20 protein-coding genes and 2 pseudogenes are annotated in these 25,515 nt (G+C 67.3%); 6 read left to right on the forward strand and 16 right to left on the reverse strand.

The features are described from left to right. Positions 1-14 precede the first annotated feature (14 nt). Positions 15-4,484 carry a cation-translocating P-type ATPase gene (locus BJ970_RS34610; RefSeq protein WP_184732030.1) on the forward strand — a complete coding sequence of 1,490 codons (4,470 nt, stop codon included), beginning with the start codon at positions 15-17 and terminating at the stop codon, positions 4,482-4,484. On the opposite strand, the gene BJ970_RS34615 is transcribed toward BJ970_RS34610, so the two are convergent. Then, the gene (locus tag BJ970_RS34615; protein WP_184732032.1) at positions 4,481-4,702 is read right to left on the reverse strand and encodes a hypothetical protein; all 222 of its coding nucleotides are present in this window, start codon (positions 4,700-4,702) and stop codon (positions 4,481-4,483) included. The genes BJ970_RS34610 and BJ970_RS34615 overlap by 4 nt on opposite strands. A 382-nt stretch (positions 4,703-5,084) precedes the next feature. Here BJ970_RS34615 and BJ970_RS34620 point away from each other — a divergent pair, with 382 nt between their 5' ends. Further along, a complete protein-coding gene (locus tag BJ970_RS34620; RefSeq protein WP_184732034.1) occupies positions 5,085-6,077 on the forward strand; it encodes a patatin-like phospholipase family protein in 993 nt (330 codons plus the stop codon). A 33-nt stretch (positions 6,078-6,110) separates the two neighbouring features. Here BJ970_RS34620 and BJ970_RS34625 read toward each other — a convergent pair whose 3' ends face one another. The 6 genes from BJ970_RS34625 to BJ970_RS34650 form a co-directional block, all read right to left on the reverse strand. After that, positions 6,111-6,881 carry a VOC family protein gene (locus BJ970_RS34625; protein WP_312864610.1) on the reverse strand — a complete coding sequence of 257 codons (771 nt, stop codon included), beginning with the start codon at positions 6,879-6,881 and terminating at the stop codon, positions 6,111-6,113. Between the two features lie 390 nt (positions 6,882-7,271). Continuing rightward, on the reverse strand, positions 7,272-8,681 hold the full coding sequence (locus BJ970_RS34630; protein WP_184732038.1) for an MFS transporter: 1,410 nt from the start codon (positions 8,679-8,681) through the stop codon (positions 7,272-7,274). A gap of 341 nt (positions 8,682-9,022) precedes the next feature. After that, positions 9,023-9,949, reverse strand: coding sequence for a KPN_02809 family neutral zinc metallopeptidase (gene ypfJ / locus BJ970_RS34635; RefSeq protein WP_184732040.1), 927 nt, complete (start codon positions 9,947-9,949; stop codon positions 9,023-9,025). A gap of 143 nt (positions 9,950-10,092) precedes the next feature. Then, a complete protein-coding gene (locus BJ970_RS34640) occupies positions 10,093-11,343 on the reverse strand; it encodes a wax ester/triacylglycerol synthase domain-containing protein (protein WP_184732042.1) in 1,251 nt (416 codons plus the stop codon). 696 nt (positions 11,344-12,039) lie between these two features. After that, positions 12,040-13,272, reverse strand: a complete 1,233-nt coding sequence (locus tag BJ970_RS34645) for a GDSL-type esterase/lipase family protein (protein WP_246471953.1) — start codon at positions 13,270-13,272, stop codon at positions 12,040-12,042. Between the two features lie 160 nt (positions 13,273-13,432). Beyond that, positions 13,433-14,149: an SDR family oxidoreductase gene (locus BJ970_RS34650; protein WP_184732047.1), complete on the reverse strand. Its 717-nt coding sequence runs from the start codon at positions 14,147-14,149 to the stop codon at positions 13,433-13,435. A gap of 70 nt (positions 14,150-14,219) precedes the next feature. Between BJ970_RS34650 and BJ970_RS34655 the strand changes: the two genes are divergently transcribed. After that, positions 14,220-15,032 (forward strand): helix-turn-helix transcriptional regulator, encoded by an 813-nt coding sequence (locus BJ970_RS34655; RefSeq protein ID WP_184732049.1) that lies wholly within the window; start codon positions 14,220-14,222, stop codon positions 15,030-15,032. 47 nt (positions 15,033-15,079) lie between these two features. Here the strand turns inward: BJ970_RS34655 and BJ970_RS39275 are convergent, their stop codons facing one another. From BJ970_RS39275 to ltrA, 7 genes and pseudogenes are all read right to left on the reverse strand, one after another. Then, positions 15,080-15,694, reverse strand: coding sequence for a molybdopterin cofactor-binding domain-containing protein (locus BJ970_RS39275; protein ID WP_281399673.1), 615 nt, complete (start codon positions 15,692-15,694; stop codon positions 15,080-15,082). Next, a pseudogene (locus BJ970_RS39280) lies at positions 15,691-16,869 on the reverse strand (xanthine dehydrogenase family protein molybdopterin-binding subunit); the annotation flags it as partial. The pseudogene BJ970_RS39280 and the gene BJ970_RS39275, both read right to left, overlap by 4 nt. A 42-nt stretch (positions 16,870-16,911) precedes the next feature. Continuing rightward, entirely contained in the window at positions 16,912-17,316 is a 405-nt protein-coding gene (locus BJ970_RS34670) for a hypothetical protein (RefSeq protein ID WP_184732053.1), read from the reverse strand. Further along, complete coding sequence (locus tag BJ970_RS38590) at positions 17,313-17,684, reverse strand: FAD binding domain-containing protein (protein WP_312864634.1); 372 nt, start codon at positions 17,682-17,684, stop codon at positions 17,313-17,315. The genes BJ970_RS34670 and BJ970_RS38590 overlap by 4 nt, the downstream gene beginning before the upstream one ends. 15 nt (positions 17,685-17,699) lie before the next feature. Beyond that, positions 17,700-18,294 (reverse strand): annotated as a pseudogene (locus BJ970_RS38595) (FAD binding domain-containing protein); the annotation flags it as partial. A gap of 21 nt (positions 18,295-18,315) precedes the next feature. Continuing rightward, positions 18,316-18,849 (reverse strand): (2Fe-2S)-binding protein, encoded by a 534-nt coding sequence (locus BJ970_RS34680; RefSeq protein WP_184732055.1) that lies wholly within the window; start codon positions 18,847-18,849, stop codon positions 18,316-18,318. A gap of 168 nt (positions 18,850-19,017) precedes the next feature. Continuing rightward, complete coding sequence (gene ltrA / locus BJ970_RS34685; protein WP_184732057.1) at positions 19,018-20,388, reverse strand: group II intron reverse transcriptase/maturase; 1,371 nt, start codon at positions 20,386-20,388, stop codon at positions 19,018-19,020. Positions 20,389-21,228: 840 nt separating this feature from the next. Between ltrA and BJ970_RS37415 the strand changes: the two genes are divergently transcribed. Both BJ970_RS37415 and BJ970_RS34695 read left to right on the forward strand, forming a co-directional pair. Then, entirely contained in the window at positions 21,229-21,966 is a 738-nt protein-coding gene (locus BJ970_RS37415; RefSeq protein ID WP_221468393.1) for an MmyB family transcriptional regulator, read from the forward strand. Between the two features lie 436 nt (positions 21,967-22,402). Further along, on the forward strand, positions 22,403-23,776 hold the full coding sequence (locus tag BJ970_RS34695) for a helix-turn-helix domain-containing protein (protein WP_184732059.1): 1,374 nt from the start codon (positions 22,403-22,405) through the stop codon (positions 23,774-23,776). A gap of 198 nt (positions 23,777-23,974) precedes the next feature. Here the strand turns inward: BJ970_RS34695 and BJ970_RS34700 are convergent, their stop codons facing one another. Beyond that, complete coding sequence (locus BJ970_RS34700; protein ID WP_184732061.1) at positions 23,975-24,409, reverse strand: hypothetical protein; 435 nt, start codon at positions 24,407-24,409, stop codon at positions 23,975-23,977. Between the two features lie 182 nt (positions 24,410-24,591). Here BJ970_RS34700 and BJ970_RS38600 point away from each other — a divergent pair, with 182 nt between their 5' ends. After that, on the forward strand, positions 24,592-25,020 hold the full coding sequence (locus BJ970_RS38600; RefSeq protein WP_246471955.1) for a transposase: 429 nt from the start codon (positions 24,592-24,594) through the stop codon (positions 25,018-25,020). 141 nt (positions 25,021-25,161) lie between these two features. On the opposite strand, the gene BJ970_RS34710 is transcribed toward BJ970_RS38600, so the two are convergent. After that, complete coding sequence (locus BJ970_RS34710; RefSeq protein WP_184732063.1) at positions 25,162-25,383, reverse strand: hypothetical protein; 222 nt, start codon at positions 25,381-25,383, stop codon at positions 25,162-25,164. Positions 25,384-25,515: the final 132 nt, after the last annotated feature.

A 25,515-nucleotide genomic window follows, 5' to 3' on the forward strand; every position in this document is an offset into this window, starting at 1 on the left:
GGATTCTTGGTGGGTTGAAGACTTTGGTGTCGCAGGTTGCGGCACCGGCAGCGGCCCTGGCGCGCGAGGCGATGGGTGCCGGCGGTGGTCGGCGGGCATGGAGTGCGGACGGGCGCGCGCATATTCAGGTGCGCGGAGTACACGAGGCCGGGACGGAATCGGCGTCGGAACATCTCACCCAGGCGCTGCGGCGCCTGTCGGGTGTGCGGTGGGCTGAGGTCAATGCGGCGCTGGGCCGGGTGATCATCGGGCACGACCCGGCGGTGATCGGGCTGGCCGAGCTGGTCGGCGTGGTCGAGGAAGCCGAGCGGGCCAGCGGATTGGGCGAGCATCCTTACCAGGAGGCTGGCGCGGTGCGCCCGGGTGATGTCGCCGGGGTGGTGGGCAACGCGGTGGTGATGGGGGCGAACCTGGCGGGCCTGGGGTATGCGGTGGCGACCCGCTGGCTGCCGGTACCCGCGCTGGCGGCGTCGATTCCGGCGTTGGTCTCCACCGCGGATTCGGTGCAGCGGGTCCGCGGTGCCGTACAAGAGCGGGTGGGCTGGTCGGCCGCGGATCTGCTGTTCGGTCTCGGCAGTGCGGTGGCCAACACGTTGGCGCAGCGCCCGACGGCGTTGGTTACCGACGCCACGTATCGGTTCTGCCTGGTGCGGGAGTCCCAGGCGATGCAGCGCAGCTGGGCGCGGCGGGAGGCCGAGCTGGGTGAGCGGCCCGAGTACCACCGGTGTGCGCCTGTCGGGGTCGGTTCCCGTCCGGCACGGCTGCCCAACGGCCCGATCGAACGCGTGGCCAACATCGTGGCGATCGCCGGACCCGCGGCGTTCTTGGGCACTCTGGGACTTACCCGCAGCATCCTGCGGGCGCAGGGGTTTGTGGTGGCGGCGGTGCCGCGGGCGGCCGGGCTGGGCCGGGACGCGTTCGCCGCCCAGCTCGGGATCGCCGTCTCGCGGCGCGATCTGGTGCTCGATCCGCGATGCCTGCGGCGATTGGACCGCATCGATACCGTCGTGATCGACGCGAGAGTGTTGCAGGCCGGAACACGGCGTGTGCGCGGGGTGATTCCGCTCAACGGTGAGGCCGATATCGCGGGGATGTGGGAGCGCGCGCACGCCCTGGTCGGCGTGGTGGTTCACGCCAAGGCCAAACGCGACGGCTGGGCGCTGTCACGGCTGGGCGAGGCGGATCTGTCGCTCTTGGAGCGGGAGGGCACGTTCCGGCGGTCGGCCGGTGCGGGGGTGCACACCTGCGCGCTGAACCGGTACGGGCACACGGTTGCCGTCGTGGAGGTCGAGGCGGAACTGGAGCCGCTGACCAGCGAACTTCTCGCCGCCGCCCGGGAGGTCGGAACTGTCGTGCTCGCCGGAGCGGACACACGGCTTGCGGCATTGAATGGTGATCGCGTTGTGCCGGCCGGCCAGGACATCGCGGAGCTGGTGCGGGAATTGCAGGCCGACGGCCACGGCGTCGCCGTGGTCTCGACACGCAGTCATGCGGGCCTGGCGGCCGCTGATCTGGGCATCGGTGTAGCCGGTCACGGGCCGCCGCCCTGGACAGCGCATCTGGTCACCGGCACCGGCTTGGGCGAAGCGTGCGCGCTGCTGGGGTTGATCCCCACCGCCCGCACCGTCAGCAGGCGCAGTGCCCGGCTGGCCGTGATCGGCTCGGCCGGGGGTGCCGCGCTTGCCGCCCTCGGACCGGACCGGGGAAGCCAAACCCGTGCGGCGGTGCCTGTGTCGGCCTGTGCGCTGCTCGCTTTGGGGGCGGGAACGTATTGGGGCATGCAGGCGGGGCGGCGCCCGGCGCCCTCGGCCGTCCGCCGCACACCCTGGCACGCCATGTCCGCCTCCACGGTGCTGGAGCTGCTCGACAGCTCACCGGAGGGCCTGAGCGCCGAGGATGCGCAGCAGCGCGCACTCAACCTGCGCGATCACTCTCAACCAGGCAAGACGAGCCTGGCGCTAGCCAGCCTGGAGGAGTTGGCAAGCCCGCTGACACCCGCGCTGGCCGCCGGCGCCGGAATCTCGGCCAGCATCGGAGCCATCGCCGATGCCGTCATCATCACCGGCGTGCTGGGGCTCAACGCACTGATCGGCGGGGTGCAACGGGTCAGCGCCGACCGCGCCCTGCGCAAGCTCCTGGACGCCACCGCGATCCCGGTCTCCTTGCGCCGCAAGGACAAACGCACCCGCGTGCCCGCCGACGAACTCGTTCCCGGCGACGTCATCGACCTGGTGGCAGGCGACTCCGTGCCCGCGGATTGCCGACTGCTGGAAGCCGAGGGACTCGAAGTCGACGAATCCAGCCTGACCGGCGAATCCCAACTCGTAGCAAAGAACACCACCGCCACGCCCGCCCCGGCGGTGGCCGACCGGCACTGCATGATCTACCAGGGCACCGCGATCGCGGCCGGACGCGCCACCGCGGTCGTGGTCGCCACGGCGGCGGCCACCGAAGCGGGAAGCGCGGCTCAACCCGACCACACCCCAGATCGTCCCGGCGGGGTCGCCGCACGCCTGCGGACCCTGACCAAGGTCACCGTGCCCATCTCGATCGGAGCGGGCGGACTACTGCTGGTCGCCGACCTGCTTCGACTGCAACCCTTCGGCGCGTCCCTCGGCCGCGCGGTGAGCCTGGCCGTGGCCGCCGTACCCGAAGGCCTGCCCTTCGTGGCGACCGTCGCCGAGTTGGCAGCCGCCCGGCGACTGTCCAAACGCGGTGCCCTGGTGCACAACTCCTCGACCATCGAAGCGCTGGGCCGAGCCGACGTGCTGTGCTTCGACAAGACCGGCACCCTCACCGAGGGACGCATCGCCCTGCGCGGGATCTCCGATGGGGCCACCACCCGCAGCGTTGAACACCTTTCCGCGGCAGACCGAAAGATCCTCGCCGCCGCACTGCGCGCGAGCCCGGTGCCAGAACACGGGCAAGTCCTGCCGCACCCCACCGACCGCGCGGTCGTCAACGGCGCCCGCGACCTCGGCGTGCAGCCCAGCGAAGGCACCGCGGGCTGGCAACTCGTCGAAGAGCTCCCCTTCGAACCCTCCCGCGGCTACCACATGGTGCTCGGCCGGGTAGGCAGCGACCACCTGCTCAGCATCAAGGGCGCACCCGAAGTCGTGCTCGCCCAGTGCACCCGTTGGCGAGGCGACCACGGCGACGTCCCCTTCGACGAGGCGGCCCGCCTGGGCGTGGAGCGGGAATTCGACCGGCTGGCCCGCCAGGGATACCGCGTGCTCGCCGTCGCCGAACGGCCCGCCACCGGCCGCCGCGACCTCGACGACTCCCGCCTGCGAAACCTCCGGCTCACCGGCCTGCTCGCCCTGGCCGACCCGGTCCGCCCCACCGCGGCCGCCGCCGTGCACCAGCTCCAACAGGCAGGCGTGCAGATCATCATGATCACCGGAGACCACCCCAGCACCGCCGAAGCCATCGCCGCCGAACTCGGCATCCTGGGCGGCCACGAGGTCATGACCGGCACCGAACTCGACGCCCTCAGCGACGCCGAACTGGCCGCCAAGGCCGCCGACATCGCCGTGTTCGCCCGCACCACCCCCGCCCACAAAGCACGCATCGTCCAAGCACTGCAACGCACGGAACGCGTGGTCGCCGTCACCGGCGACGGCGCCAACGACGCCCCCGCCATCCGAATCGCCGACATCGGCATCGCCCTCGGAGAACGCGCCACACCCGCCGCCCGCGAAGCCGCCGACGTCGTGGTCACCGACGACCGCATCGAAACGATCGTGGACGCCATCGTCGAAGGCCGCGCCATGTGGGCCTCGGTCCGCGACTCACTGGCCCTGCTGCTCGGCGGCAACCTCGGCGAAATCCTGTTCACCGTCGCCACCGGCCTGCTCACCCCCGGCGGCTCGCTCAACGCCCGCCAAATGCTGCTGATCAACCTGCTCACCGACGTCATCCCCGCGATGGCGATCGCGGTACGCCCCCCGCCGGAGATCACCCCCGAAATGCTCCTGGAGGAAGGACCCGACGCCTCGCTCGGAGCCGCACTGCACCGCGACATCTACCGACGCGGCATCATCACCGCCGCCACAGCACTCATCGCCTGGTTCCTCGGCCGCGCCACCGGAACCCGCCGACACGCCGACACCGTCGCACTTGTCGCACTCGTCGGCGCCCAACTCGGCCAGACCCTGGTCATCCGCGGACGCACCCCACTAGTCGTGGCCGGCGCACTCGCGTCCCTGGCAGCCCTCGCCGCCATCGTGCAGATCCCCGGCCTCAGCCACTTCTTCGGCTCCACACCGCTCCTGCCCCACGGCTGGGCCATCGCCCTGGGCTGCACCGCCGCCGCCAGCACCGCAAGCCTCATCCTCCAACCCCGCCCACACCACACCACACCCTCACAACACCACAAGACAACCCAGGACACGGCCCGCCACAGTCGGCCACCCCAGCAGCCAGCACCCCACGACGGCGACGCCCGAGCCCTCGTGCTGTTGCCGAAGCCGGTACGCGCCTAGCAGCTTGCGCTCGGCTCGGCTCTGAAGTCGGCGATCAGGCTCCGCATCCGGGTCACCGCCGTCCTGGACTCCTCAACCAGGGCCGGCACGACCACGCCTGGACCGTATCTGGTGATCAAGGTGTTCAGCCGGACCGCAGCCTGCCGGGGTTCGTGTTCGGCGCTCCTGATGATGGTGTGCACCTGGTGGGCTAACTCATCGGGGTGAACGTTGCTCATGACGGCCCCTGCCTCGGGTGGCGCTATTTTGTCGGAGAAGACGCTACGGAATCCGAGTCCGCTCTTGTTCACAAGGTACGTCCGGCACCCAGCCGATCCGAAGACACTTAACGGCCTGCTAACGCCGGCCGTAACGCACGCCACAACGGCAACGAAGCCGAGCAGCGCACAAGAGCATCACCCACAGAAATGCCACCACCGCATCGACCGGCGATTTCGCGCGAAACCGGCGCTTCCCCACCGCCGCCGCGGGCCGGCCTTTCTGACCTTGGCCCCCACGACCACCTGTTCAGGTTCCTCACGGTCGATTGCTCGGCGGCGGCGGCTCCGGTGCAGGATCGTGAGATCCACAGTAGTGGTAACGGGTGAAGGAAGGGCGCGCATGCCACAAGCGGATCTCGTACTCGAAGGTGGCGGAGTCAAGGGGCTCGGAACGGTGGCAGCCGTCACCCGGTTGATGGAACACGGCTACCGCTTCCCCCGGATCGCCGGCACGTCTGTCGGCGCGATGGTGGGGGCGTTTGCCGCCGCGGGAGCCGATGCGGCGCGGATCAGGAGCTGCATGCGGAGCCTGGACCTCTCGCGCATACCCGATCGGGGGCGGCCGGGCCTGCCGTTGATCAGCGAGGGTCTAGCGCTGCTCACCCGCAGCGGCGCCTACGCCGGGGACTACCTTCAGGAGTGGTTGGACCGCGAGCTCGGCGCCCTCGGGGCCAAGACGTTCGGCGATCTTCGCCGCGACTCCGCCGAAGACGCCAGCGACGACGACGCCAACATACAGCGCTACAAGCTCGTCGTGCTGGTCACGGATATCACGCACGGCCGACTCCTGCGACTGCCGTGGGACTACCACCTGCTCCACCTGGATCCCGATGTCCAGTCGGTCGCGGATGCGGTGCGGATGTCGATGTCGCTGCCGTTGTTCTTCGAGCCGCAGCGGCTCACCGACCCGGTCACCGGGGAGGTATCGCTGATCGTGGACGGTGCGGTGCTGTCGAACTTCCCCGTCGAGATCTTCGACCGCACCGACGGCGCGCAACCCCGATGGCCCACCTTCGGCATCCGCCTGCTGCCCGACCTGCCCGAGGGAATCGACGACGTCTTCCCGGGGCTTGGCCGGCCACTACCGCCGCCCTTCGAAGTGCTCAAGAAGGTAGTCATCACCGCATTCGTGGGACACGACCAATCCCACTTGGACCGCCCCGAAGTCCGTAAACGAATGATCACCATCGACACCTCGGGCGTGGGAATCACCGAATTCGACGTATCCCCGGCCAACCGACACCTGCTCACCAGCAGGGCACGAATTGCCGTCGACAGCTTCTTGGCAGCCTGGGACGGCCGACCCTCGCACGCCGCGGCGACCTCGGCGTAGTCGAGAGGCCCGGCGTTTTCGGGTCCACGGACGTCAGTCGTCGTAGGGGTCGTCGTTGCCGGCCGAGCCGTACTCGGCGGCTTGGCTGGGATCGACGACGGCGAACCGCGCTCCGGTCGGATCTCGCAGTACCGCAACTCTTCCGAGACTGGAGTCGTACGGGTCGACCCGCACCCGGCCGTCCAGCGCGATGGCCGTGTGCACCAACTCATCGGTGCCCACCGACTCGTCCACGCCGAGGTACACCAACCAGTGCGGCCGGGTACCCGTGGTGATGTGTTCGCGGATCATGCTGACCCGCGCGAGCACCGATTCCCCGTCCAGGTACCACACCGCGTACCCGGTTCGGTGCTCGGTGCCGAACTGCTCGGCGGAGTAACCGAAAAGCTCGCCGTAGAAGTGGTCCGCCGTCTGGGCCTTGATGGTCACCAGCTCCGCCCACACCAGCGTGCCCGGCAGGCCGACGTCGAACTGCCACGCCTCGTCCGGCTCCAGCAGCCCGAATTCGTCGTCGGCGGGGGTGCTCAGCACCAGTTTCACCCCCAAGCCCGAGACCCTGCTGCGCGGCACGACGATCTGCCCGCCGAGCTTGCCGGCCTCGGCCGCGGTGGCCGCACTGTCTTCGGCGGCGAGGAACAACCGCCACCTCGACCGACCGTCCCCGGACTCGCGGATGCTGGCCACCGGGAATCCCTCGTGGAAAGCGATCACGTGCAAGCCCGCACGCGGATCGTCGTGCGACTCGTAGTCCCAGCCGAACAGCCCCGAATAGAACTCGCAGGCCACGCCGACGTCTGTGGTCACCAGCTCGATCCAACACGGCGTTCCATCGGGCAGATCCCAGCGCCGCTGACCCGATCCAGGATTCACCACGGACATCTCCGGCCCCCCAGCATGGCAAGATCAACTATGGTCGCCATTATTCATGGTGACACGATCAACCATGCCACAAAAAGAGATCACGATCCGGCGAATCCGCAACTGCGCACTGGCAGTGCTTGCCGGGCAATGTGCTTGACACATACCACAAAAGCGGCCCGCCGCGCCGCACCCGGCATGAAAGGACGGCCAGTCTTCGCGGAACTCGTCCTGGCGCGCCGGTGACCGCTCCCCGACCGCCCCTAGCGTGGGTCGTGCGCCGACGCATGGCGTTGCACGCACGCTAGGGGCAGCCCGGCAGTGGCCGCACATTGTTCAGCCGGCGGCTGCCGCTTTGGCTTCCTCCTCGGTCTCGACCGAGGCGGTGGAGCCCGGTAGGGGCCGTGCGGCGGATTCTTTGGTGAACCAGACACCGATGCCACCGATGATGCCCGCGCCGATGAGGTAATACGCCGGCCACATGAGATCGCCGGTGGCCGCGACCAGCGCGGTCATGACGGTGGCGACGGTGCCGCCGAACAGGGACACCGAGATGTTGAACGAGATCGACAGCGCACCCTGCCGGATGCGGGTCGGGAACAGCGCCGGCAGCGTCGAGGGCATCGTGGCGCTGAAGACCACCAGCATCAAGCCCATGATCATGAGTCCGCCGAACACAGTCGGCATGGTGTTCTGCCGGATGAGCAGTACCGAGGGCACCGAGAGCACAACGAGCGCGATGCAACCTGCCGTAATCACGGGCTTGCGGCCGACGCGGTCGCTGATGCGGCCGATGAAGGTGATCACCAGCAGCATCACCGCCATGACGACGATCTGCAGCACGTAAGACTCGGTTTCACTGATGTTCGGGGGAAGATCGTCGGACAGGTAGGTCGGCATGTAGGCGGTGAGCATGTAGTTGGTCACGTTGAACACCAGCACCAAAGCTCCGCACACCAGCATCGCGGGCCAGTGCTTGACGAAGATCTCCCGGAACTCCGCCTTGGTGGTTTTGCCTTCCCGTGCCTCGTGTTCCTCCATCAGCTTGGCGAAAGCCGGTGTCTCCTCCAGCTTCAGCCTCAGGTACATGCCCACGACGCCCAGCGGACCGGCGACCAGGAATGGGATGCGCCAGCCCCAGGACAGCAGGTCCGCCTCCGACAGGCCCGCCGACAGTCCCGCGACGATGACGGCGCCGAGGATGTAGCCGGTCAGCGTGCCGAACTCCAGAAAGCTGCCCAGGAATCCGCGGCGCTTGTCCGGCGCGTACTCGGCGATGAACGTCATGGCACCGCCGTACTCGCCGCCGGTCGAGAAGCCCTGGACCAGCCGGGCCAGCAACAGCAGGATCGGCGCCGCCAGACCGATGGTGGCGTGGCTGGGAATGAGGCCGATGCAGAACGTCCCGGTCGCCATCAGGATCATCGTGGTGGCGAGCACCCGGGTACGGCCGATGCGGTCCCCCAACGGCCCGAAGAACAGCCCACCGATCGGGCGGACCAGGAACGCCGCGGCGAAGGTGCCGAAGGTCGCCAGCAACTGGGAGGTCGGGCTCGACTGCGGGTAGAAGACCTTTCCGATCGTGGTCGCCATGTAGGCGAACACACCGAAGTCGAACCATTCGGTCACGTTCCCGATGGCCGCCGCCGCAACCGCGCGCCTAACCAGGCCCGGGTCGACCAATGTGATGCCGTCCGCTGAATGGACATTGGATTCGGAACGTGGCGTCTCTTCCCCCTCGGTCATCGCGACCACCGTCCGGGTCGACTACACGCCGAGTTCCGACAGCCACGGGTTGTTCGTCCTCGGAAAGCAAACATGACGAGCAACAATAGCGGGAAAGAATCAAGTTCGGCCAGCTGGGGGTAAAAAGAGGAAATTTCGATCACAAATAAATCAGGCAAACCAAACATAGGTAGCGTTCACGGCAGAAAAGATCCTTCCGGACGAATATGGAAAGTTCTCAGGCTTTAAATTCGGCAAACCTCTCAATGCGGGCGCGTCGATCATTTCGGGCGCGGCCCCCGAGCGAGGCTGGTCGCCTTCGGCAAGCGAATGCTTCCGAAAGCGACCAGCCGCTTGGTGCCTCAGCCGAGGTTGGCCTTGGGGTCGAACGTGTTGCACGCGCTCGGGTTGCCGGTGCGCAATCCCGTGGTGAACCACTTCGCGCGCTGCGCCGAACTCCCGTGGGTGAACTTGGTCTCGTCCACCCGGCCGCCGCCGAGCTTGGCCTGGATGTAGTCGTCACCGATCCGCCCCGCCGCGTCCACCGCGCGTCGGACGTCGTCCTGCGAGATCTCCTCGATCAACGGCTTCCCGGAGCGGGTGGGCACGGTCGTGGCGTGATTGGCCCATACCCCCGCGTAGCAGTCGGCCTGCAGCTCCAACCGCACCCCACCCGAAGTCGGCCCGGTCTCCCGGGGGTTGACCTTCGACGTGGTGCCCAACAGGTTCTGCACGTGGTGGCCGTATTCGTGGGCCAGCACATAGGCTTCCACAAAATGACCGCCCTGGGCGCCGAAACGGGTCTTCAGGTCGTTGAAGAAGTCCAGGTCAATATAGACATCGGCGTCGGCCGGGCAGTAGAAGGGGCCGGCGGCGGAAGTCGCGCCCCCGCAGGCGGTACGCACCGCGCCGCGAAAGAACTTCGTCGGCGCCACTTGGTACGTCCCGCCCGAGCGCTGGAACTGCTCGGTCCAGTAGCCCTGGATCGAGTTGATCGAGGCGACCAGCGCGCACTCATCGCGGGCGTTGGCATCCGCCCCGGTGCGGCATTCCTGCGCCAAGCGCTGGTCGTCGGCCTGCTGCCCGGCGGGGAGCCGGTCGAGGTTCAGCGGCAGCGCCGGCTGGCCGCTGCCGCCGACGAAGTTGCTGATCAGGAAGTAGAGCACGAATCCGACGATGGCCAGCCCGCCGCCCCCCACGGCGATGGTGCCGCCCCCGAACCCGCCGCTGGAACCGCCGATGTCCTCCACCTGAGACGCGTCCAGATCCGCATCCTCGTTGAACCGCACTACGTCCTCCCGGGGCGGCGCGAGCCGGCCGACCGCAAGCCGGCCATCCAGAAATCGTGGTCGGCGAACACGATATCCGGTTCACGGGGCGCCCTGGCCTGCCCAGCCCGAGCGCCCACCTCGCACCAAGTCCAAGCGGCACGTTAACCGGTGAACTCGCCGTGCAACTCTTCGACGGCTTGGGCCCACAGATCGGTGAGCCGGGCCGCATCGTCGATGCCGGAGTGCGTGAGCGCGGAAAGCGTGAACTGGTCCCGGTATCCGCTGGCGAGCGTGAAACACGCTTCCCCAGGCGGGAGCCACGGGAGCGGAACGATCTCGTCGACGGGGGTTCCGAACACGTGCAGTGGGCGGCTGATTCGGACGTTGGACACGGTCAGCGCGGTAGTGAAGGGGGCCGTGAAACGTTTGACTACCCACCCCGTCAGCTGTTCGGAACCGTGTTCGGCCAGGGCGCGGTATGCGCGTCGATGCCCTGCCATCCGGTGCCGGCTGGTAGCGGCCATTGTCGCGTTCAGCCGCTGACGCGCGGTGGGAAGTTCGGTGAAAAGGGGTGTGCGTAGGAAACCGATCTGGTTGCCGAGCCCGGTATCTGGCTCGCCGGGCAGCCGCGTGTCGATCGGGACCAAGGCGTGCAGGCGCTCGGCGGCCGAGCCGCCCGGGTACCAGTCGCGCAACGCGCCCGACATGGCGGCCAGATGGACCTGATTGATGGTGGCACCGGTACTCCGGGCCACGTCGCGGAGTCGGCTCAGATCGATGGCACGACTGGTGAAGCGGCGTCCGGGCTCGGCAGGAATCTCCATCGCCCGCCAAGGAGTGACCGGCCCGTAGGTCTTGAGCAGATCCGGAAGCAGCGACGGAACACTTCGCCAGCCAGCTGGGGCGCTCGTCACGCCCGATGCGTACGGTGCCGGGACAGTGTCGCTGAACATGAGTTCAAGGGTTCGTAGCATTGAAATCGCGTCGTGCACCGCGTGGTGCGCGAGGTAGTGCAGGGACCAGGTGCCGTCGTTCCCGGTCGAAAGCCACAATCCCCACCGGGGCCTGTTTGGATCTGGCGCCGAATCGAACAGCCGCTGTGCCGGCCCTGCGGCGGCCACGCGGACGGCGCGGACATGGTGGGCGATGTCGAAGTCCTCGTCACGTTCCCAGCGGGCCTGCCCGTTCCGGCGCACCAGCCGGTGCGTGAGCTGCGGCAGCCGCGACACCGGCGCCGCCAAGCGCTCGCGCAGAACGTCAAGGGACAGCGGGGCCTTGGACATCCGTAGCTGGAAACCGAAGTACATATCGACCGGATTCGGCACCAGCTCGTCAAGCGCGAGAAAGATGTTCGTCAGCGGGTTGGCACTTGGCGGCGATAACGTGATGTCACATGTGACAGAATTGCCCATCGGTGTACCTGTTCTCTGTCTTGTACTCAACGGCTTACGCGGCCGGGCAATGAGATCGCTACCCGCCGTGAGCCGGTTCCGCCGAGAGCGGGTCGGCCCGACCTTCGGCTAGTCGAACCAGCACGTCGGTGGCGGGGTGAGCGGACCGCTGTCGGCGTTGTGCTCGAAGCCGGTCTGGGATCGGTCCAGACGTCTCCCGGTCAACGTCCCTGCTCCGGTTGCTCAGGTCCCGTTAAGGTCCACTCTGGAGGTTTCAGATGCGCGGTTCGGTTTCGGCGCCAACAGTTGTCGCAACGTTCGCTGGCAACCTCGCTCCCGTTGGAGATCACCAACGGCCCAAGTCCGGTCGTCGGCCCGTGAACGGGCCGACCGATTGCCCACGCGTCGAGAGCGTTCGGCGGGCATCTATTCGATGACGCACATCGGCGTCCGCAGCGATGTCGGCATGGCCTGCCGCAGCGGCGAGTCGGGGGACACCGCGATGACGTGAAGAAGGCCTAGATCATAGCTGTGTCTCCGGAGTGTTAAGAGTAGCCGCAGGTCAGGAGCCGAGGTCGGGCCCGGGGGCTCCAGACCACTCGGCGCTCGCTGATCGCATGACTGATGCATTCGTGCCGGTCAGCCGCTGTGACAACACCGACTTACCGGCACGAGTAGCACCATATGCGCGCCGGGAGAGGGAAGCTGCGGGTTGAGTCAGAGGGGCACGCAGCTCTGCCCTTTTGAGCCGGGCCGCAGCGCGGGCAGGCAGACATAGTCGGCGAGCGCCTGTTGACCGGCGATGTTGGCATGCGCGCCATCACCGTTGTCATAGGGCGGGTAAATGCTGTTCGGCTTGAGCGGGTCCTTGAGCACCTGGTCGAAGTCGATCACGTCATCGCAGGTGCCGGCGCAGTTGTTCCAGCGCTTCACGAAAGTGCCGACGGTGTGGCGATCGAGGTTTTGCCGGTCCGTGTACGACGGGCGCGGGGTGATCGGCGTGACGTGGACGGCGATTCCGGCATCGCGAAGCCGCTGGAACACCTTGTGGTAGCTGTCCAAGATCTGCGCCGCTGTGCAGCCCGCGGCGAGGTCGTTGGTGCCGTAGTAATAGATCACGCCGGTCACGCCGTGCAGCGCGAGCACGTCGCGGTCCAGCCGCGCCAAGGCATCGAGTCCCGCGGCCTCTTGAGGTATGGACGGGCACTCGCCGGAGCTCGTGGTCGCGCTGATCCCGGCGTTGGCCACCGCCAGTTGCTCGCCCGGTGGCAGCTCTGCCGAGATTCGGCGGCCCAGGTCGTCCAGCCAGCGCCGGTTGGCCCCCAACTCGGTGCAGCCCGGGCCGCAGTTGGTACTTCCGACGCCGTCGACCACCGAGCTGCCAAACCCGACGACGGTGCCCTGCAACGCAGGGTTGTGGACGTCGACCGCACTGACGAGGTAGGTGGAGACCACGGTTTGCGTGTAAGCGGAGCCGGAACTCTCAGCGGTGTGGTCGCCCGTGCCGGGCGGCGTCAAGTAGTTGTCGCGTGCCGCGAAAGCGTGTTGGCCGGGGACTACCGTGCCGGCGACGTACATGCTGACCGCGACGTCGTCTTGGGGGCGCGTGTCCAAACCCGTTTCGTCGCTCCACAGTTCACCGCCGGGCGGGATCGTGACGCTTCTGCCGCCCGCGAAGGTGATGGGGCGGGCAGTGTCCACGAGGGTGGCGTCTTTCCCGCTGCGCCCGACGGTCGCGCGGTCGATGATCAGTGGTTGTTTGCCGAACGTGTTCTGCAGCCGGATCCGCACCGCGCTTCCGCCCTGGCTGAGGTGGGCGACCATGCGGATGGACTGGTTGTTCAACTTCGACGCCGCGAGTCCTTGCTGGGATTGCGCCCAGGCGGTGAACCAGGACGTCGGCCCGACCGCCTGGGCCGGGGCGGAAGCGATGAAACAGACCGTGGCCATGAGGAAAACCGTCGCGAGAACGCACAATCTCCGAGCCAGCATCATTGCGTGCCTCCGTAGAGATCAGTTGATCAGCGGCACGGTGCAGAATAGCCCCGTGGTCATGGTCAATCGCGTCAGCGCGACGGGCCCGAAGCCCGAGTCAAAGATGATCAGACGCTCACCACGGCACGGGTGTTTCGTCCCAGGAGAAGAACGCACCGTTAGGGCCGTCGTCCGGCAACAGAGCCAGTCGGACGGCTCCCCGGGCGGCTTCGGCCGGGTCGCCGCCGACGGAGCTGGCCCGGGGGTTGAGGTCGGTGGCTCGCACGCCGGGGGCGAGCGCGTTGACCTTGAAACCCTCCTCGGCCAGCTCCTGGGCGTAGAAGACGGTCAGGGCGTTGAGGGCGGCCTTCGACGATCGGTAGGCGGCCGCGCCAGCGCTTCCGGAGGGGAACTGAGGGTTGGGAGTCGTGCTCCAAGTCAAAGATCCGGTGCCACTGGAGATATTGACGATGCGGGGGTGCGCGGACCGGCGCAGGGCGGGCAGGAAAGCGTTGGTGACCGCGACGACCGCGAACACGTTGGTCTCGTATGTCCGCCGGAACTCCTCGACGTCGGTCCCGGTCGGCGGGGCGAGCGAGACCGAGATGCCCGCGTTGTTGACCAGGACATCCAAGCGGTCCACCTGGGCCGCCGCCGCGGTGACGCTGCCGGCATCCGTCACGTCCAGCACCAGCAGGCGAGCGTCGCCGCCGATCTCTCCGACGGCTTGTTGCCCGCGCCTGGCGTCGCGGGAACCGACATACACGGTGAAGCCTGCCGCGGCGAGCTGGCTGGCGATGTGCTTGCCGATGCCCTTGTTGGCACCGGTGACAAGTGCTGTGCGATCGTTCATGACACATACGGTTCCCTGGCCGTGCCCGTCCTGCCAGGGACGAGGAGTACCAGGATCTGGAGGAGGCAGCATGGCGCGGCAGGAGTTGGCCCGCTTCCTGCGGGATCGCCGTCAGGGGTTGCGTCCGCACGAGGTCGGTCTGCCGACGATTACCCCTCGCCGCATACCGGGCCTGCGGCGCGAAGAGGTGGCCGAGCTGGCGCACATGTCGGTCGACTACTACACGCGGCTCGAGCAGGCCCGCGGGCCCCGGCCGTCGCCCCGGATCCTGGACGGGCTGGCCCAGGCCCTGCGGCTCACGCCGGCGGAACGCAGCCACCTGTTCCGCCTGGCTGGATCACCCGAGCCGCCCGGCACCAACGCGGTGCGGAGGGTGCGCCCGCAGGTGGCCCGGATGCTGGAGCGACTGCCGGAGACCGGCGCGATCGTCACCGACGCCGCCTATGGCGTCATCGCGTCGAACCCCCTGGCGCGGGCTCTGCTGGGCGATGGCCTCGGAGGCGAGACGACGAACCTGGCCCGGCGTCGCTTCCTCGGCCAGGGGCGCAGGTACGAGAGCTTCAGTGCCGAGGAATTCGGGCACATCGTGGTGGCCCGGTTGCGCCGGGCCGCGGACCGCTACCCGCACGACGCGCAGCTCGCCGCCCTGCTGGCCGAATTGCGGGTCGGCAGTGAGGAATTCCGGCAGATCTGGGAGGCGCATCCCGTGCACACTCCCGGGCACCGCACCAAGACCCTCGACCATCCGACGCTGGGCACACTGCGGTTGAACTGCGACGTACTGCTCGTGCCCGAGGACGACCAGGAAGTCGTCCTGATCACGGCGGATCCCGGATCGCCTTCCGCGCGGACCCTCCGCAACCTCGCCGCACAGGTGGCCTGAAGCGGCGGCGAAGCCGTCCACAGTCGACCGTTTCGGTCAGGGGCTCGTCAAGAATCAGGAACCAGAGTGTCCAGCAGAATCGGTGTTTCGCGTACTCGGACGCCGGTCGCGTGATAGACCGCGTTCGCCACGGCGGCGGCGGTGCCGAGCACGCCGATCTCGCCGACGCCCTTGGCGCCGAGTTCGTTGATGACCTCGTCGTGTTCCTCGACCGTCTCAACCCGCACGTCGGAAACGTCGGCGTTGGCCGCGAAGTGATAGGCCCCGAGGTCGGCGCCGGCGAAGCGGCCCGCGCCGTCGATCGGGGACGCCTCAAGCAGGGCGTGACTCGCGCCCCAGATCATGCCGCCGACCAGTTGGGCTCGCGCCGTGCGGGGGTTGATGATGCGCCCGCAGCCGAACACGCCGACCATGCGCCCCACCCGCGGAATCCGGGTGACCGGTTCGACGGAGACCTCGACGAACTGGGCACCGAAACTGTACAAAGCGTGACCGTTCGCTTCCGGTCCGGCGAACACCTCTCGGCCGCTGAACGCTCTCCGGACCGCCTGCCGGTCGAGTTCGTTGGGTGCCCACTGGTCATCGAGCTGCACCGCGCCCTCGCCGAGCTCGGCCACCGCGTCGCCCAACGGGCAAATCGGGCCGCTTGGCCCGACCACCATCCCGTTGCGCAGCGCCAGCGCCCCCCTGGTAATCCCCGGCGGGAGGCCACGGCGTTGAGCAGGTGGGCACGGGCTTTCCGCGCGGTCCGTGCCACCGCCGAACCCACCGAGCCGGTGTTGGACGAACCCACGGTCATCGGGCCTGGTGGCAGGCGACTGTCACCGAGCTCGACTTCGACCTGGTCCAGCGGGCACCCGAGTGCGTCGGCGAGGATCTGGGCAAGGACGGTGTACGCCCCCGTGCCGAGCTCGTGACCGCTGACCAGCGCCCGAACCCGGCCGTTCGGCTCGAGGCGGACGGACGTCCGCGACGGTGTGCGCAGCACCGGGTAGATCGAACTCGCACATCCCCAGCCGACCAGTCTGCCGTGTTCGTCCCGCATCGACCCCACGCGCGGATCGCGCGAGTCCCACCCGAATATCGCCGCCCCGCGTTCGAGGCACTGCGCAAGCGAACGGCTGCTGAACGGCAGCCCGCTGATCGGGTGGCGCGCGGTGTCGTTGCGCAGCCGGAACTCGACTGGGTCGAGACCGCATTTCGCGGCGAGCTCGTCGATGGCACTTTCCACGGCGAACAGTGGACCGTACTCGTGTGGCCCGCGCATCGAGCCCGGTGTGTTCACGTCCGTGGAAACCAGGTGTGCGCGCAGGCGCACGTTTTCCATCCCGTACAGCGCACTCGTGATCGCCGTTCCAGCCAGGCGGTTGTCGTCGGTGCGGGACGTCTGGAGGTATTCGACGTGCTCATAGGCGATCAGCCGGCCGTCGGCGCGGGCGCCGAGCCGAACGCATTGCTTGCTCTGTGGGCGGAACGGCCCGACCGTGAACATCTGGCCGCGCGTGACCATGAGCCGTACGGGACGCCCGAGCGCTCGCGCGGCGAGGGCGGTGAACACGGTGTGCCACAGCAGCGGGGCCTTGCAGCCGAACGCGCCGCCGACGTATGGGCTGAGCACCTCGACCGCCTCGGGACGAAGTCCCAGCGTCTCGGCCAGTCCGGCACGCGCGCCGGTCACCCATTGCGACGGCACGTGTACCCGTAATACGCCGTCGCGCCACAGCGCTGTCGTCGTGTACGGCTCGATCGGAAGGTGGTGCATACCCGGTGTGTGGAAGGTGGCGGAAACGACACTGTCCGCTGTGGACATTGCTCGGTCCACGTCTCCGACGTCGATACTCGCGGCATCGTCGAGCCGGGCGCCGGCGAGGTTCTCGCGCTATGACGCGGCAGCCGGCGCGGACGAGTAGTCGATCGCGAGCCTGGACGCCGCGTCCTCGGCCGCCTCAAGGGTTTCGGCGACGACGAGTGCTACGATCTGGCCGCTGTGCTGGACGTGTGGCGAGGCCAGCGGGTTGGCACTGGACTGGAAACGTCCACCCGCGCCCATGAACAGCCCGCGCAGTCCGGATGCCTCACCCCGGTGCGTGAGCACGGTGCGGAAACCCGGCACCGCTTCGGTTTCCGTGGGGTCGATTCCGATAATCGTGCCCCGGGTGACCGTGCTCGTGACGAGCACGGCGTGGGCCATGTCCGGATATGCCTCGTCGGCCGCGAAACGGGCGCGGCCGGTCACCTTGTCGTAGGCGTCCCGGCGGGGCATGTCCATGCCGACCACGCTCATGATGCGCTTTCCTCCCCTAGGCTGAGCAGGGCTTGGACCACGGTGCGGATGCCAACCTCGATCCTGGTGGCCGGGCCCCGCGCCGATTCGTAAGCGAGTTCCCCGGCTCGGCGGGCCGTTTCGGCGGTCAGCGGTGAGCCCCGCAGCGACTCTTCCGCCGCCGAGCAGCGCCACGGGCGGGTCGTGGTGCCGCCGATCGCGATGCGTGCCGCGGTCACGATGCCGGCTTGCGTCCGCAGCCCCACCGCGGCCGAGGCCACCGCGAACGCGTAACTGGCCCGGTCGCGAACCTTCAGGTAGCGGGAGTGTCGAGCGGCATCGCTGCGGGGCACGACAATCGAGGTGATCAACTCGCCCGGCCGCAGCACGGACTCGACGTCCGGCGTCGTGGCCGGGTCGCAGTGAAACGAAACGAACGGCAGGCGGCGGGTGCCCCGCGTCGAGCGGACCTCCAGCTCCGCGTCGAACGCCGCGAGCGCGACACCCCAGTCACCGGCGTAGACCGCCGCGCAGGACGGAGAGCCGCCCAGGACAGCGAGAGCACGGCGCTCACCGTGGCGTTGGGCGGCACACCCGTTACCCGGTGCGCGTTTGTTACACGGAGAACTCCCGTCCCGAAAGTAGGCACAACGAGTCCGCTGCAGGACATTGCCCCCGACCGTGGCCGTTGCGCAGTTGCTGGGACGCCGCTTGTTGCAGGCTCTGCGCCAGGGCCGGGAAATCGGTGCGCACGGCGGCATGTTCGGCGACGCGCGACATCGGGGTGAGCGCCCCGATCTCGATTCGGTCGGAGTACACGGTGCTCCCGGCGAGTTCCGCGAGCCGCCTGATGTCGACGATATCGCTCGGCGTCTCGATTCCCTGGCGCATTAGATCGACCAGCGTCGTGCCGCCGGCCAGCACGGTGGTGGAGGGCCGGGCGGCTAGCGCGAGGGCCTCGGCCAGCGAGTCCGGACGTTGGTAGGTGAATGGTCGCATCGCTGCTCCCTGCTGCGGATTTCAATGGAAACCGGCGCGCCGATTTCCAAACGTCGCGACTGAACGGATCGCGGCCACGATCGCCGGGTAGGCCGCGCATCGGCAGAGATTGCCGCTCATGTACTCCCGGATGTCGGCATCGGTCGCGGCATGGCCTTCTCGGATGCATGCCTCGGCGGAGACGATCTGACCGGGCGTGCAGAAGCCGCATTGCAACGCGTCGTGCGCCACAAAAGCTTCCTGGAGCGGGTGCACGGCGTCGGGGTCGCCGGCCAGTCCCTCGATGGTCGTGACGCGACGTCCCTGCACGGTGACGGCCAGAGTCAGACAGGACAGCACGCGCTCGCCGTCGATCTGCATGGTGCAAGCCCCACACGTGCCCTGGTTGCAGCTGATCTTGGTGCCGGTAAGCCCGAGCCGGTCACGCAGCAGGTCCGCCAATGTCGTGCGCGGGTCGACCCGGCGGCGCGCGCTCGCCCCGTTGACCTCAAGCTCTATCTCGTATTCGACGGGCTGCCGCTGGCGAGCGCCCGTCACCGCTACGTCGATTTCCATTGGAGGGTCGGGAGCTGGCGCGGTGGCGTTGATCGACGGTAGGTCGTGAAGCCGGTGGTGACCTCACGGTTTCCCGCGTGGTCGTTCTTCTTCGTGGCCGTGGTCGATCGTTTCCCCGTTTCCAGCTCCCGCCCGTCAATCCGTGCATGCGGTTCTCCCGCACACGGCTTACCGACGCCGTTCACCGCCGGCATTCGGTCTTTCCCGCCAGGGCTTGCCCGCCCTGGGTGAGACGACGATTCCATACAGGCCGATCAGGCCGAACTCATCGGGTGTGAAGGTGAGCAGGGCTCTCCACCCGAAATGCCGACTACGACGGTGGCGTTTGCTGATGAACAACGCAATCCGCATCCGCGCGTACTGCCTGAGCTTGCTGAAACGCTGAGCCGAGTGCCCATATCTGAAGTACCCGGTCCAACCGCGCAGGAACGTGTTCACATCCCGCACGACCGTTTCAACCGACAGCAGCAGCCTGCGCCGGGCCGTGAGCTCCCGAACCCGGTCGCGGGCATGCTGCATGGCCTTATCCGCGGGCCAGCGGGCAAGAAACGTCACCGGTCGCCGCCCATCACGGGGCCGGGATCGCACCAACCGGTGATGAAAACCGAGGAAGTCGAAACCTCCCCCACCGACCTGAAGGGCAATGATCCGCGTCTTGGCTTCCTTCGGTCGCAAACCGAGCTCGGCCAGCAGATCCCGAAGCCGCTGCAGGGCAGCGTCGGCCTGCTCCCGCGATCGGCACATCACCAGCGCATCATCGGCGAAACGCACCAGCACGCCGTGCTCCCGCGTGTCCCACACTCGATCAATACGATGCAGATACACATTGCAGAGCAAGGGACTGATCACACCACCCTGAGCCGCGCCGGTCACCGGCCGCCGAACCTGGCCGTCGTGCATCACTCCCGCTCGCAGAATCGCCCGCAGAAGCTTCAACACGGCCTGGTCACACACGCGTTCCTCGACCGCTCGCATCAACTCCTCATGCGGAATCACCGAAAAGCAATCGGCGATGTCCGTCTCGACCACCCACCGCCTGCCCCGCCAAGCCTCATCGATGACGACTTGGAGAGCATCATGCGGTGACCGCTTCGGCCGGAACCCGAAACTGCACGGCGCGAAATCCGCCTCGAACACCGGCTCAAGCACGATCTTCAACGCGGCCTGCACAATGCGGTCCCGAACCGAAGGAATCGACAACGGCCTCTGCTCGACCGTGCCGGGTTTCGGGATGAACACCCCACGCGCCGGCAACGGCCGATAGGAACCATCCCGTAACTCCGTGGCCAGCTCATCGAGCAGCCGGATGACCCCGTACTCCTCGACCCTGGCCAGGGTGGTCCGGTCGATGCCCGGTGCACCCTGGTTGCGGTACACCGCGACCCACGCCCGCCACAAGACGTCCCTGCGGAAGACCTTGTCCCGCAGCGCGTGGAACCGACGTCCGGGATCGACCTTGGCCGCCCGGTACAGCGCATGTTGCAGGGCACGCACCGGATCCGCAGGAGAACTTCCCACGGCGGCGGGACTAGCCGACATCGGCACTCACCGGGCACCTCCACAACAACAATGACGCATCGACGAAGTAGCGGCCCTTCCCTCACCTGCGGTTATGTTGTCCGCTCGGCTCAACCGGTACTACTGCCGCCTCCGACGCCCACCCGGCCGGCCATCCACTTCCCGAGATCATCGGTTATAGGACGCCACACTCCGGCAACAACCTTTCCGCAGGTCACCGGGCCGGGGAGGGCCTCCCCAGTTCCCGCCGCCACTATCTGAACGTTCCGCGCCCCATACGCCGGGGAGTCCCTCACGGCTGCAATCCAGGAACTACACCGCTTCCATGGCCTTCACCCCGATCTCGAAGGGCTCGGCACTCCCTGCCGCCACCCTCACGGGCGGCATGAGTAACGACGCCGCAGGCTTCGCTTCACGCTACGGACCGCTCAGTCGCTCCCCCTACAAGGGCTTTCGACACTGGGCTTCGACACCGCAGGTTTCCCCACGACACCGCCAGTCTGCTACCGGGCCTCCTGGCAGCTACCCGGACCGGACTCACACCGGCAAGCGACGACGAGCTGACAACAGAAAATCAACCACCTACACGGTCAACCCCCTGTCTGCTGGGCGCACGAAATCGCCTCCATTTGGACTCCACGTGACGCGCGAGGTCAACGCTACGAACGCGTCGCGCAGCGCAGGAGGCCGCCGTGAACATGCGGGTAACGCACCCCCTTTTCCCGGTGAGCGTTGCCGTTACCATGAAGTACTGGCGCACGATCAGGCAAGAACGGAACTAGGCGCCTATCTGCGCACGCGGCGTGCCGCGGTCCATCCCGAGGATGTCGGTCTGCCGCGCGGCAAGCGCCGGGTTCCCGGATGCGGCGCGAAGAGGTCGCGACCCTCGCGGGCGTGAGCATCGACTACTACACCCGCCTGGAGCAGGGGCGGGAGCGCCGCCCCTCCGCTCAGCTGATCAGTGCGATCGCGCGGGCGCTGCGCATGACGGGCGACGAGCAACTGCACATGCACCGCCTCGCCGGGGTCGAGCCGACGCACCAGTCGTCCAGCCCGAGCCGCACAGTGCACCCGTCCCTACGACAGCTGATGGATCAGTGGCCGATGAACCCCGCGTTCATCTTCAACGATGTCCAGGACATTCTCGCCGCCAACTCCCTCGGCGCAGCGCTCCACCAGGGATTCACCGAACGAGACAACGTCGCGCGAATGCTCTTTCTCGACGACGAGGCGACCCGCTTTTTCGTCGACTGGGAGCGGATCGCGCTCGACACCACCGCGACGCTGCGCCAGGCATGGGGACGCCCCGCCTCCCGGCGCCGCGTCGAAGCGCTCGTGGAGGAGTTGCGGACGGGCAACGAGGAGTTCGACCGGATCTGGACCCGGCAGGCCGTCGCCACCAAATCGCACGAGACCAAGCGACTCGACCACCCCGCGGTCGGCCGGCTCGCCCTGGACTACCACACCTTCGAGGTCTCGGGCGTCACCGGCCAGTACCTGCTTGTCTGCCAGGCCGAGCCGGGCAGCCCCGACGCGCAGGCCCTCACGCTGCTCTCGACACTGATCGACGCCGAACCCGGCACGCGACCAGCCACGTGAGCCTCGCTCGCCACGCCGAGCTTCGCCTAAACCGCGTCGCCCTCGAATGATCAGCAGATGAGGCACCCCCGCTTCCTGCTCCACATCGGACTGTCCGTTGTCACGTTCACCGCGACGTATCCGCCGGTATTGCGCTAGTCGTGGTTTGCTACGCGGCGGCGATGGCGGCTACTCGCAACACGTGATTTCGTCGGCATGGCATGAACGGCGCCGAGATTTCCCAGCTAAACCAACAACCGCGGTGCTACAACTGCTGTTGTTGCTCGACACGCTCGGGTGCACTACTGGTGTGACGCTTTCCCGTTACGCTCAGAATCCACCTGTTTTCCCAATTGCGAGGAACTCTCAAATGCGGCGTCAATGCACCGAGTGTGGTTCGTGTTTGCGCGCGGGCAATTCCGATTCGACATGCGCCCCATGCCGCCGGACAAGGCCGGTGGTTCCGGCGGGCTTCTACGACGCGCCCGAGCTCCAGCACGCTCTGCGGAATTACGATTTCTGCCAGGTGTTTCGGGCCGTGCGCAAGGCCGCAGGGCTGTCCCAGCACCTGTTCGCCGAACTCACCGGCCTCACCCAGCAGATGGTCTCGCTGGTCGAACGAGGCGAACGGAACCTGCGAGACGTGCTCCATGTCGCGCGAGTCGCCAACGTGCTACGGATACCGCCTCATCTGTTGGGTTTTGGCACCGAATCTGGCAGCCTGGACTCCAATAGGGAGGTGAACCAGGTGGAACGCCGAGACTTCCTCTCGATCGTCCTCGGGATCACGATGAGCTCCACGCTCCATCCCGATATCGCCCGGCTAAGCGAAATGCTGCCCGCCCACACCGACTCCATCCGGCGACGCCGCATCGGCGTAGCCGACGCCGAGGCAATCGAGAACATGACCGACTGGTTCCGCCAAACCGTCTACGCACAAGGCGGCGGACTGATGCATTCGGCCGCCCTCGCCCAGCTGCAAGCGGTGCGCTCTTTCGACGACGCGCTCTGCACCGACGAGGTCCGGGCACGGGTCGACCTGGCGATCGGGGACCTGGCATGGATCGCGGGCTGGGCATCGTTGGACATCGAAGCACACGATCAGGCCGAGCAGCTGTTGACTTTCGCCCTCAACCGAGCCAAGCGCGGCGAACAGCACCCCGGGAGCACCGACCTGACCATTGCGGTGCTGCTCGACGGCGCGTCCCAGGCCCTACGTCAGCGCCACGACCACAGCCGGAAGGCGCGCTATGCGCTGCGCCTGGTCGAGCACGGCTTCAACATCGCGAACACCAGCATCCACGGCGCGAGCGCAAGCGTGCGCGCTGATCTCTACGCCAAACGGGCTTTCTGCCACGCTGCGCTCGGCAACGCTGACCAGTGCCACGACGCGCTGAGCAGAGAGGTCGAGACGTTCGCGACGATCCAGCCGGACAACATACCTCCCTGGGACCGTCACGTCACCGAAGCCGAAATCGCCTCGCACCGGGCGAACGCGCTTACTCTGCTGGCCCGCACCCAGCCCGAATTCGTGCCGACAGCAATCGAACAGCTGGACGCCGTCGTCAACGCTTCCGACCTCACCTACGCTTCAACGCGTGCGCTCCAACTGACAAGCCTATCCGAGGTCTACATCCGCGGCGGAGACCTCGACACCGGCATCCGCACCGGCCACGAAGCGATCACGGCCGTCAACGGGCTTTCCTCGCCCTACATCCGAGGCCGCTTGCAGACCATCGCCGACGCCGCCGAGCCGTTCGCCGCGAAATCATCCGACATGGCGCAATTGCGCACCGAAGTTCACGCCGCCGTCCACGACACCCAGGCATAACCCGCGGCGCGGTGTCTGGGTTGGCGATTTCAAGGGAAATCAACGCGCTACGCGCTGATTTCCCTTGAAATCGCCCGCCTCAGGCCAGGAGCGAACGGCGGCTCGCTCGCCCCTGTCGTAGCGGTTGGTTCGACGAACCCTCGTCCCTGCAAGGGCACCGCGAGCAAGAGCGAGGAGCAGGCTCAACGAAACTCGATCTTACTTCGTTCGGGCCGACCTTACTCGATTCAGGGCCGGGAAGGTCCGCACCGGTGCACAGTGAACCAGCTGCGGGGCGGGGGTGGCAGCGTCGCCGTGGACAATCTGCCGATTGAGGTAACGAGTCTGGTGGGGCGCCGTGCCGAGGCTGCCGAGATCAGGCGTTTGTTGTCGTCCTCGCGATCGGTGACCTTGACCGGTGTGGGCGGGGTTGGCAAGACGAGGCTTGCGATACATGTGGCGCGGCAGCGGCGGCGCGCGTTCGCCGACGGTGTCTGGCTGGTCAACTTCGCCGAGCTCGGCGATCCCGGACTGGTCCCGGTGGCGATCATGGAAGGGGTTGGGCTCGCTCGTCCGGCACATGATCCGATGAGCGCGTTCATCGCCCATTTCCACCACAAGCAGGTGCTGTTGCTCTGGGACAACTGTGAGCATCTCGCCGATGCCTGCGCTGACGCGGCGGCACGCCTGCTCACCAAGTGCGCGGGCTTGCGGATTTTGGCCACGAGCCGCGAACCTCTTCAGATTCAGGGGAGTCCCTGTTTTCCGTGCCCCCCTTGTCGGTGCCGCCGGGGAACGATTCTCGGCCGGCCGACAACGGTCGAACACCGGAGGCGATGGAGTTGTTCTCCGACCGGGCCACGGCAATCGTGCCGGACTTCACCCTGAACCAGGACAACCAGGAGGCGATCGCCCGGCTGTGCCGGCGGCTGGACGGCATCCCGCTTGCGATCGAACTCGCCGCGACGTGTCTGCGAACGCTGTCCGTCGAAGACATTCTGGCCTACGCTCACCGCTCCAATGCCATGAAAGCCTGGCTGGCCACCCAGCGACGCTGGCTGCACGTCGAACCGCTGCCCGCCTACGCCCCCGACCTCAACCCCGTCGAACAGATCTGGGGCAACGTCAAGGCAACCGAACTCGCCAACCTCTGCCCCGACACCATCGACGAAGCCCACACCGCAGCGGAGACCGGACTCGAACGCATCGGCAACAGCTACCAGCTGTGCTTCGCGTTTCTCGACCATACCGGCCTTTCCCTATGAACCAAGATCACTCAAATACCGAAAGATCATTAAAAGGCCGGTTCAACACGACGGTTGAACCGGCCTTTTAGTAGCTAGGAGCAGTACGGCTCACGAAACGGCGCGGCTTCGAGGCGCCACGCGGCTTCGCAGACCGTGCGCTCAGTTCTTCCAGACGTACATAACGGCCTGCTGGCCAGCAGCGCCCTTGATGGCGCAGTGATCCCAGCGCCCCTGGGCCTTTCCGGCATCGCACGCCGCCTGCGCCGCCGGCACCGACGGGTAAACCCCTGCGAAGTAAGGACCGGATGTGGCCATGGCCGGCGCGGCGACCGCCAACGAACCGGCAACAACCGCCGCTCCCACCAGAATCTTACGAAGCATACCGCACTACTCCATCCATATTCGATTTCTCGGGTCCTGCTGTACGAAACAAGCTAGATCCACGCAGAAACCGCTTCAAGATCCAGACGTCAAGCCTTGCCCAAAAAAGGCCAATCTTCTTCCCTTTGTGGC

This window comes from Saccharopolyspora phatthalungensis (genome assembly GCF_014203395.1).
In the GTDB taxonomy this organism is placed as follows: Bacteria; Actinomycetota; Actinomycetes; order Mycobacteriales; family Pseudonocardiaceae; genus Saccharopolyspora; species Saccharopolyspora phatthalungensis.

Excerpts from the sequence above, each read along its gene's own strand:
- BJ970_RS34615 (WP_184732032.1), bottom strand. The coding sequence starts at position 4,702 with ATGAGCAACGTTCACCCCGATGAGTTAGCCCACCAGGTGCACACCATC.
- BJ970_RS34620 (WP_184732034.1), top strand. The coding sequence starts at position 5,085 with ATGCCACAAGCGGATCTCGTACTCGAAGGTGGCGGAGTCAAGGGGCTC.
- BJ970_RS34630 (WP_184732038.1), bottom strand. The coding sequence starts at position 8,681 with ATGACCGAGGGGGAAGAGACGCCACGTTCCGAATCCAATGTCCATTCA.
- BJ970_RS34640 (WP_184732042.1), bottom strand. The coding sequence starts at position 11,343 with ATGGGCAATTCTGTCACATGTGACATCACGTTATCGCCGCCAAGTGCC.
- BJ970_RS34645 (WP_246471953.1), bottom strand. The coding sequence starts at position 13,272 with ATGGCCACGGTCTGTTTCATCGCTTCCGCCCCGGCCCAGGCGGTCGGG.
- BJ970_RS34650 (WP_184732047.1), bottom strand. The coding sequence starts at position 14,149 with ATGAACGATCGCACAGCACTTGTCACCGGTGCCAACAAGGGCATCGGC.
- BJ970_RS34655 (WP_184732049.1), top strand. The coding sequence starts at position 14,220 with ATGGCGCGGCAGGAGTTGGCCCGCTTCCTGCGGGATCGCCGTCAGGGG.
- BJ970_RS39275 (WP_281399673.1), bottom strand. The coding sequence starts at position 15,694 with ATGGTGGTCGGGCCAAGCGGCCCGATTTGCCCGTTGGGCGACGCGGTG.
- BJ970_RS34670 (WP_184732053.1), bottom strand. The coding sequence starts at position 17,316 with ATGAGCGTGGTCGGCATGGACATGCCCCGCCGGGACGCCTACGACAAG.
- BJ970_RS34680 (WP_184732055.1), bottom strand. The coding sequence starts at position 18,849 with ATGGAAATCGACGTAGCGGTGACGGGCGCTCGCCAGCGGCAGCCCGTC.
- ltrA (WP_184732057.1), bottom strand. The coding sequence starts at position 20,388 with ATGTCGGCTAGTCCCGCCGCCGTGGGAAGTTCTCCTGCGGATCCGGTG.
- BJ970_RS37415 (WP_221468393.1), top strand. The coding sequence starts at position 21,229 with ATGCGGCGCGAAGAGGTCGCGACCCTCGCGGGCGTGAGCATCGACTAC.
- BJ970_RS34700 (WP_184732061.1), bottom strand. The coding sequence starts at position 24,409 with ATGCTCACAGTTGTCCCAGAGCAACAGCACCTGCTTGTGGTGGAAATG.
- BJ970_RS38600 (WP_246471955.1), top strand. The coding sequence starts at position 24,592 with ATGGAGTTGTTCTCCGACCGGGCCACGGCAATCGTGCCGGACTTCACC.
- BJ970_RS34710 (WP_184732063.1), bottom strand. The coding sequence starts at position 25,383 with ATGCTTCGTAAGATTCTGGTGGGAGCGGCGGTTGTTGCCGGTTCGTTG.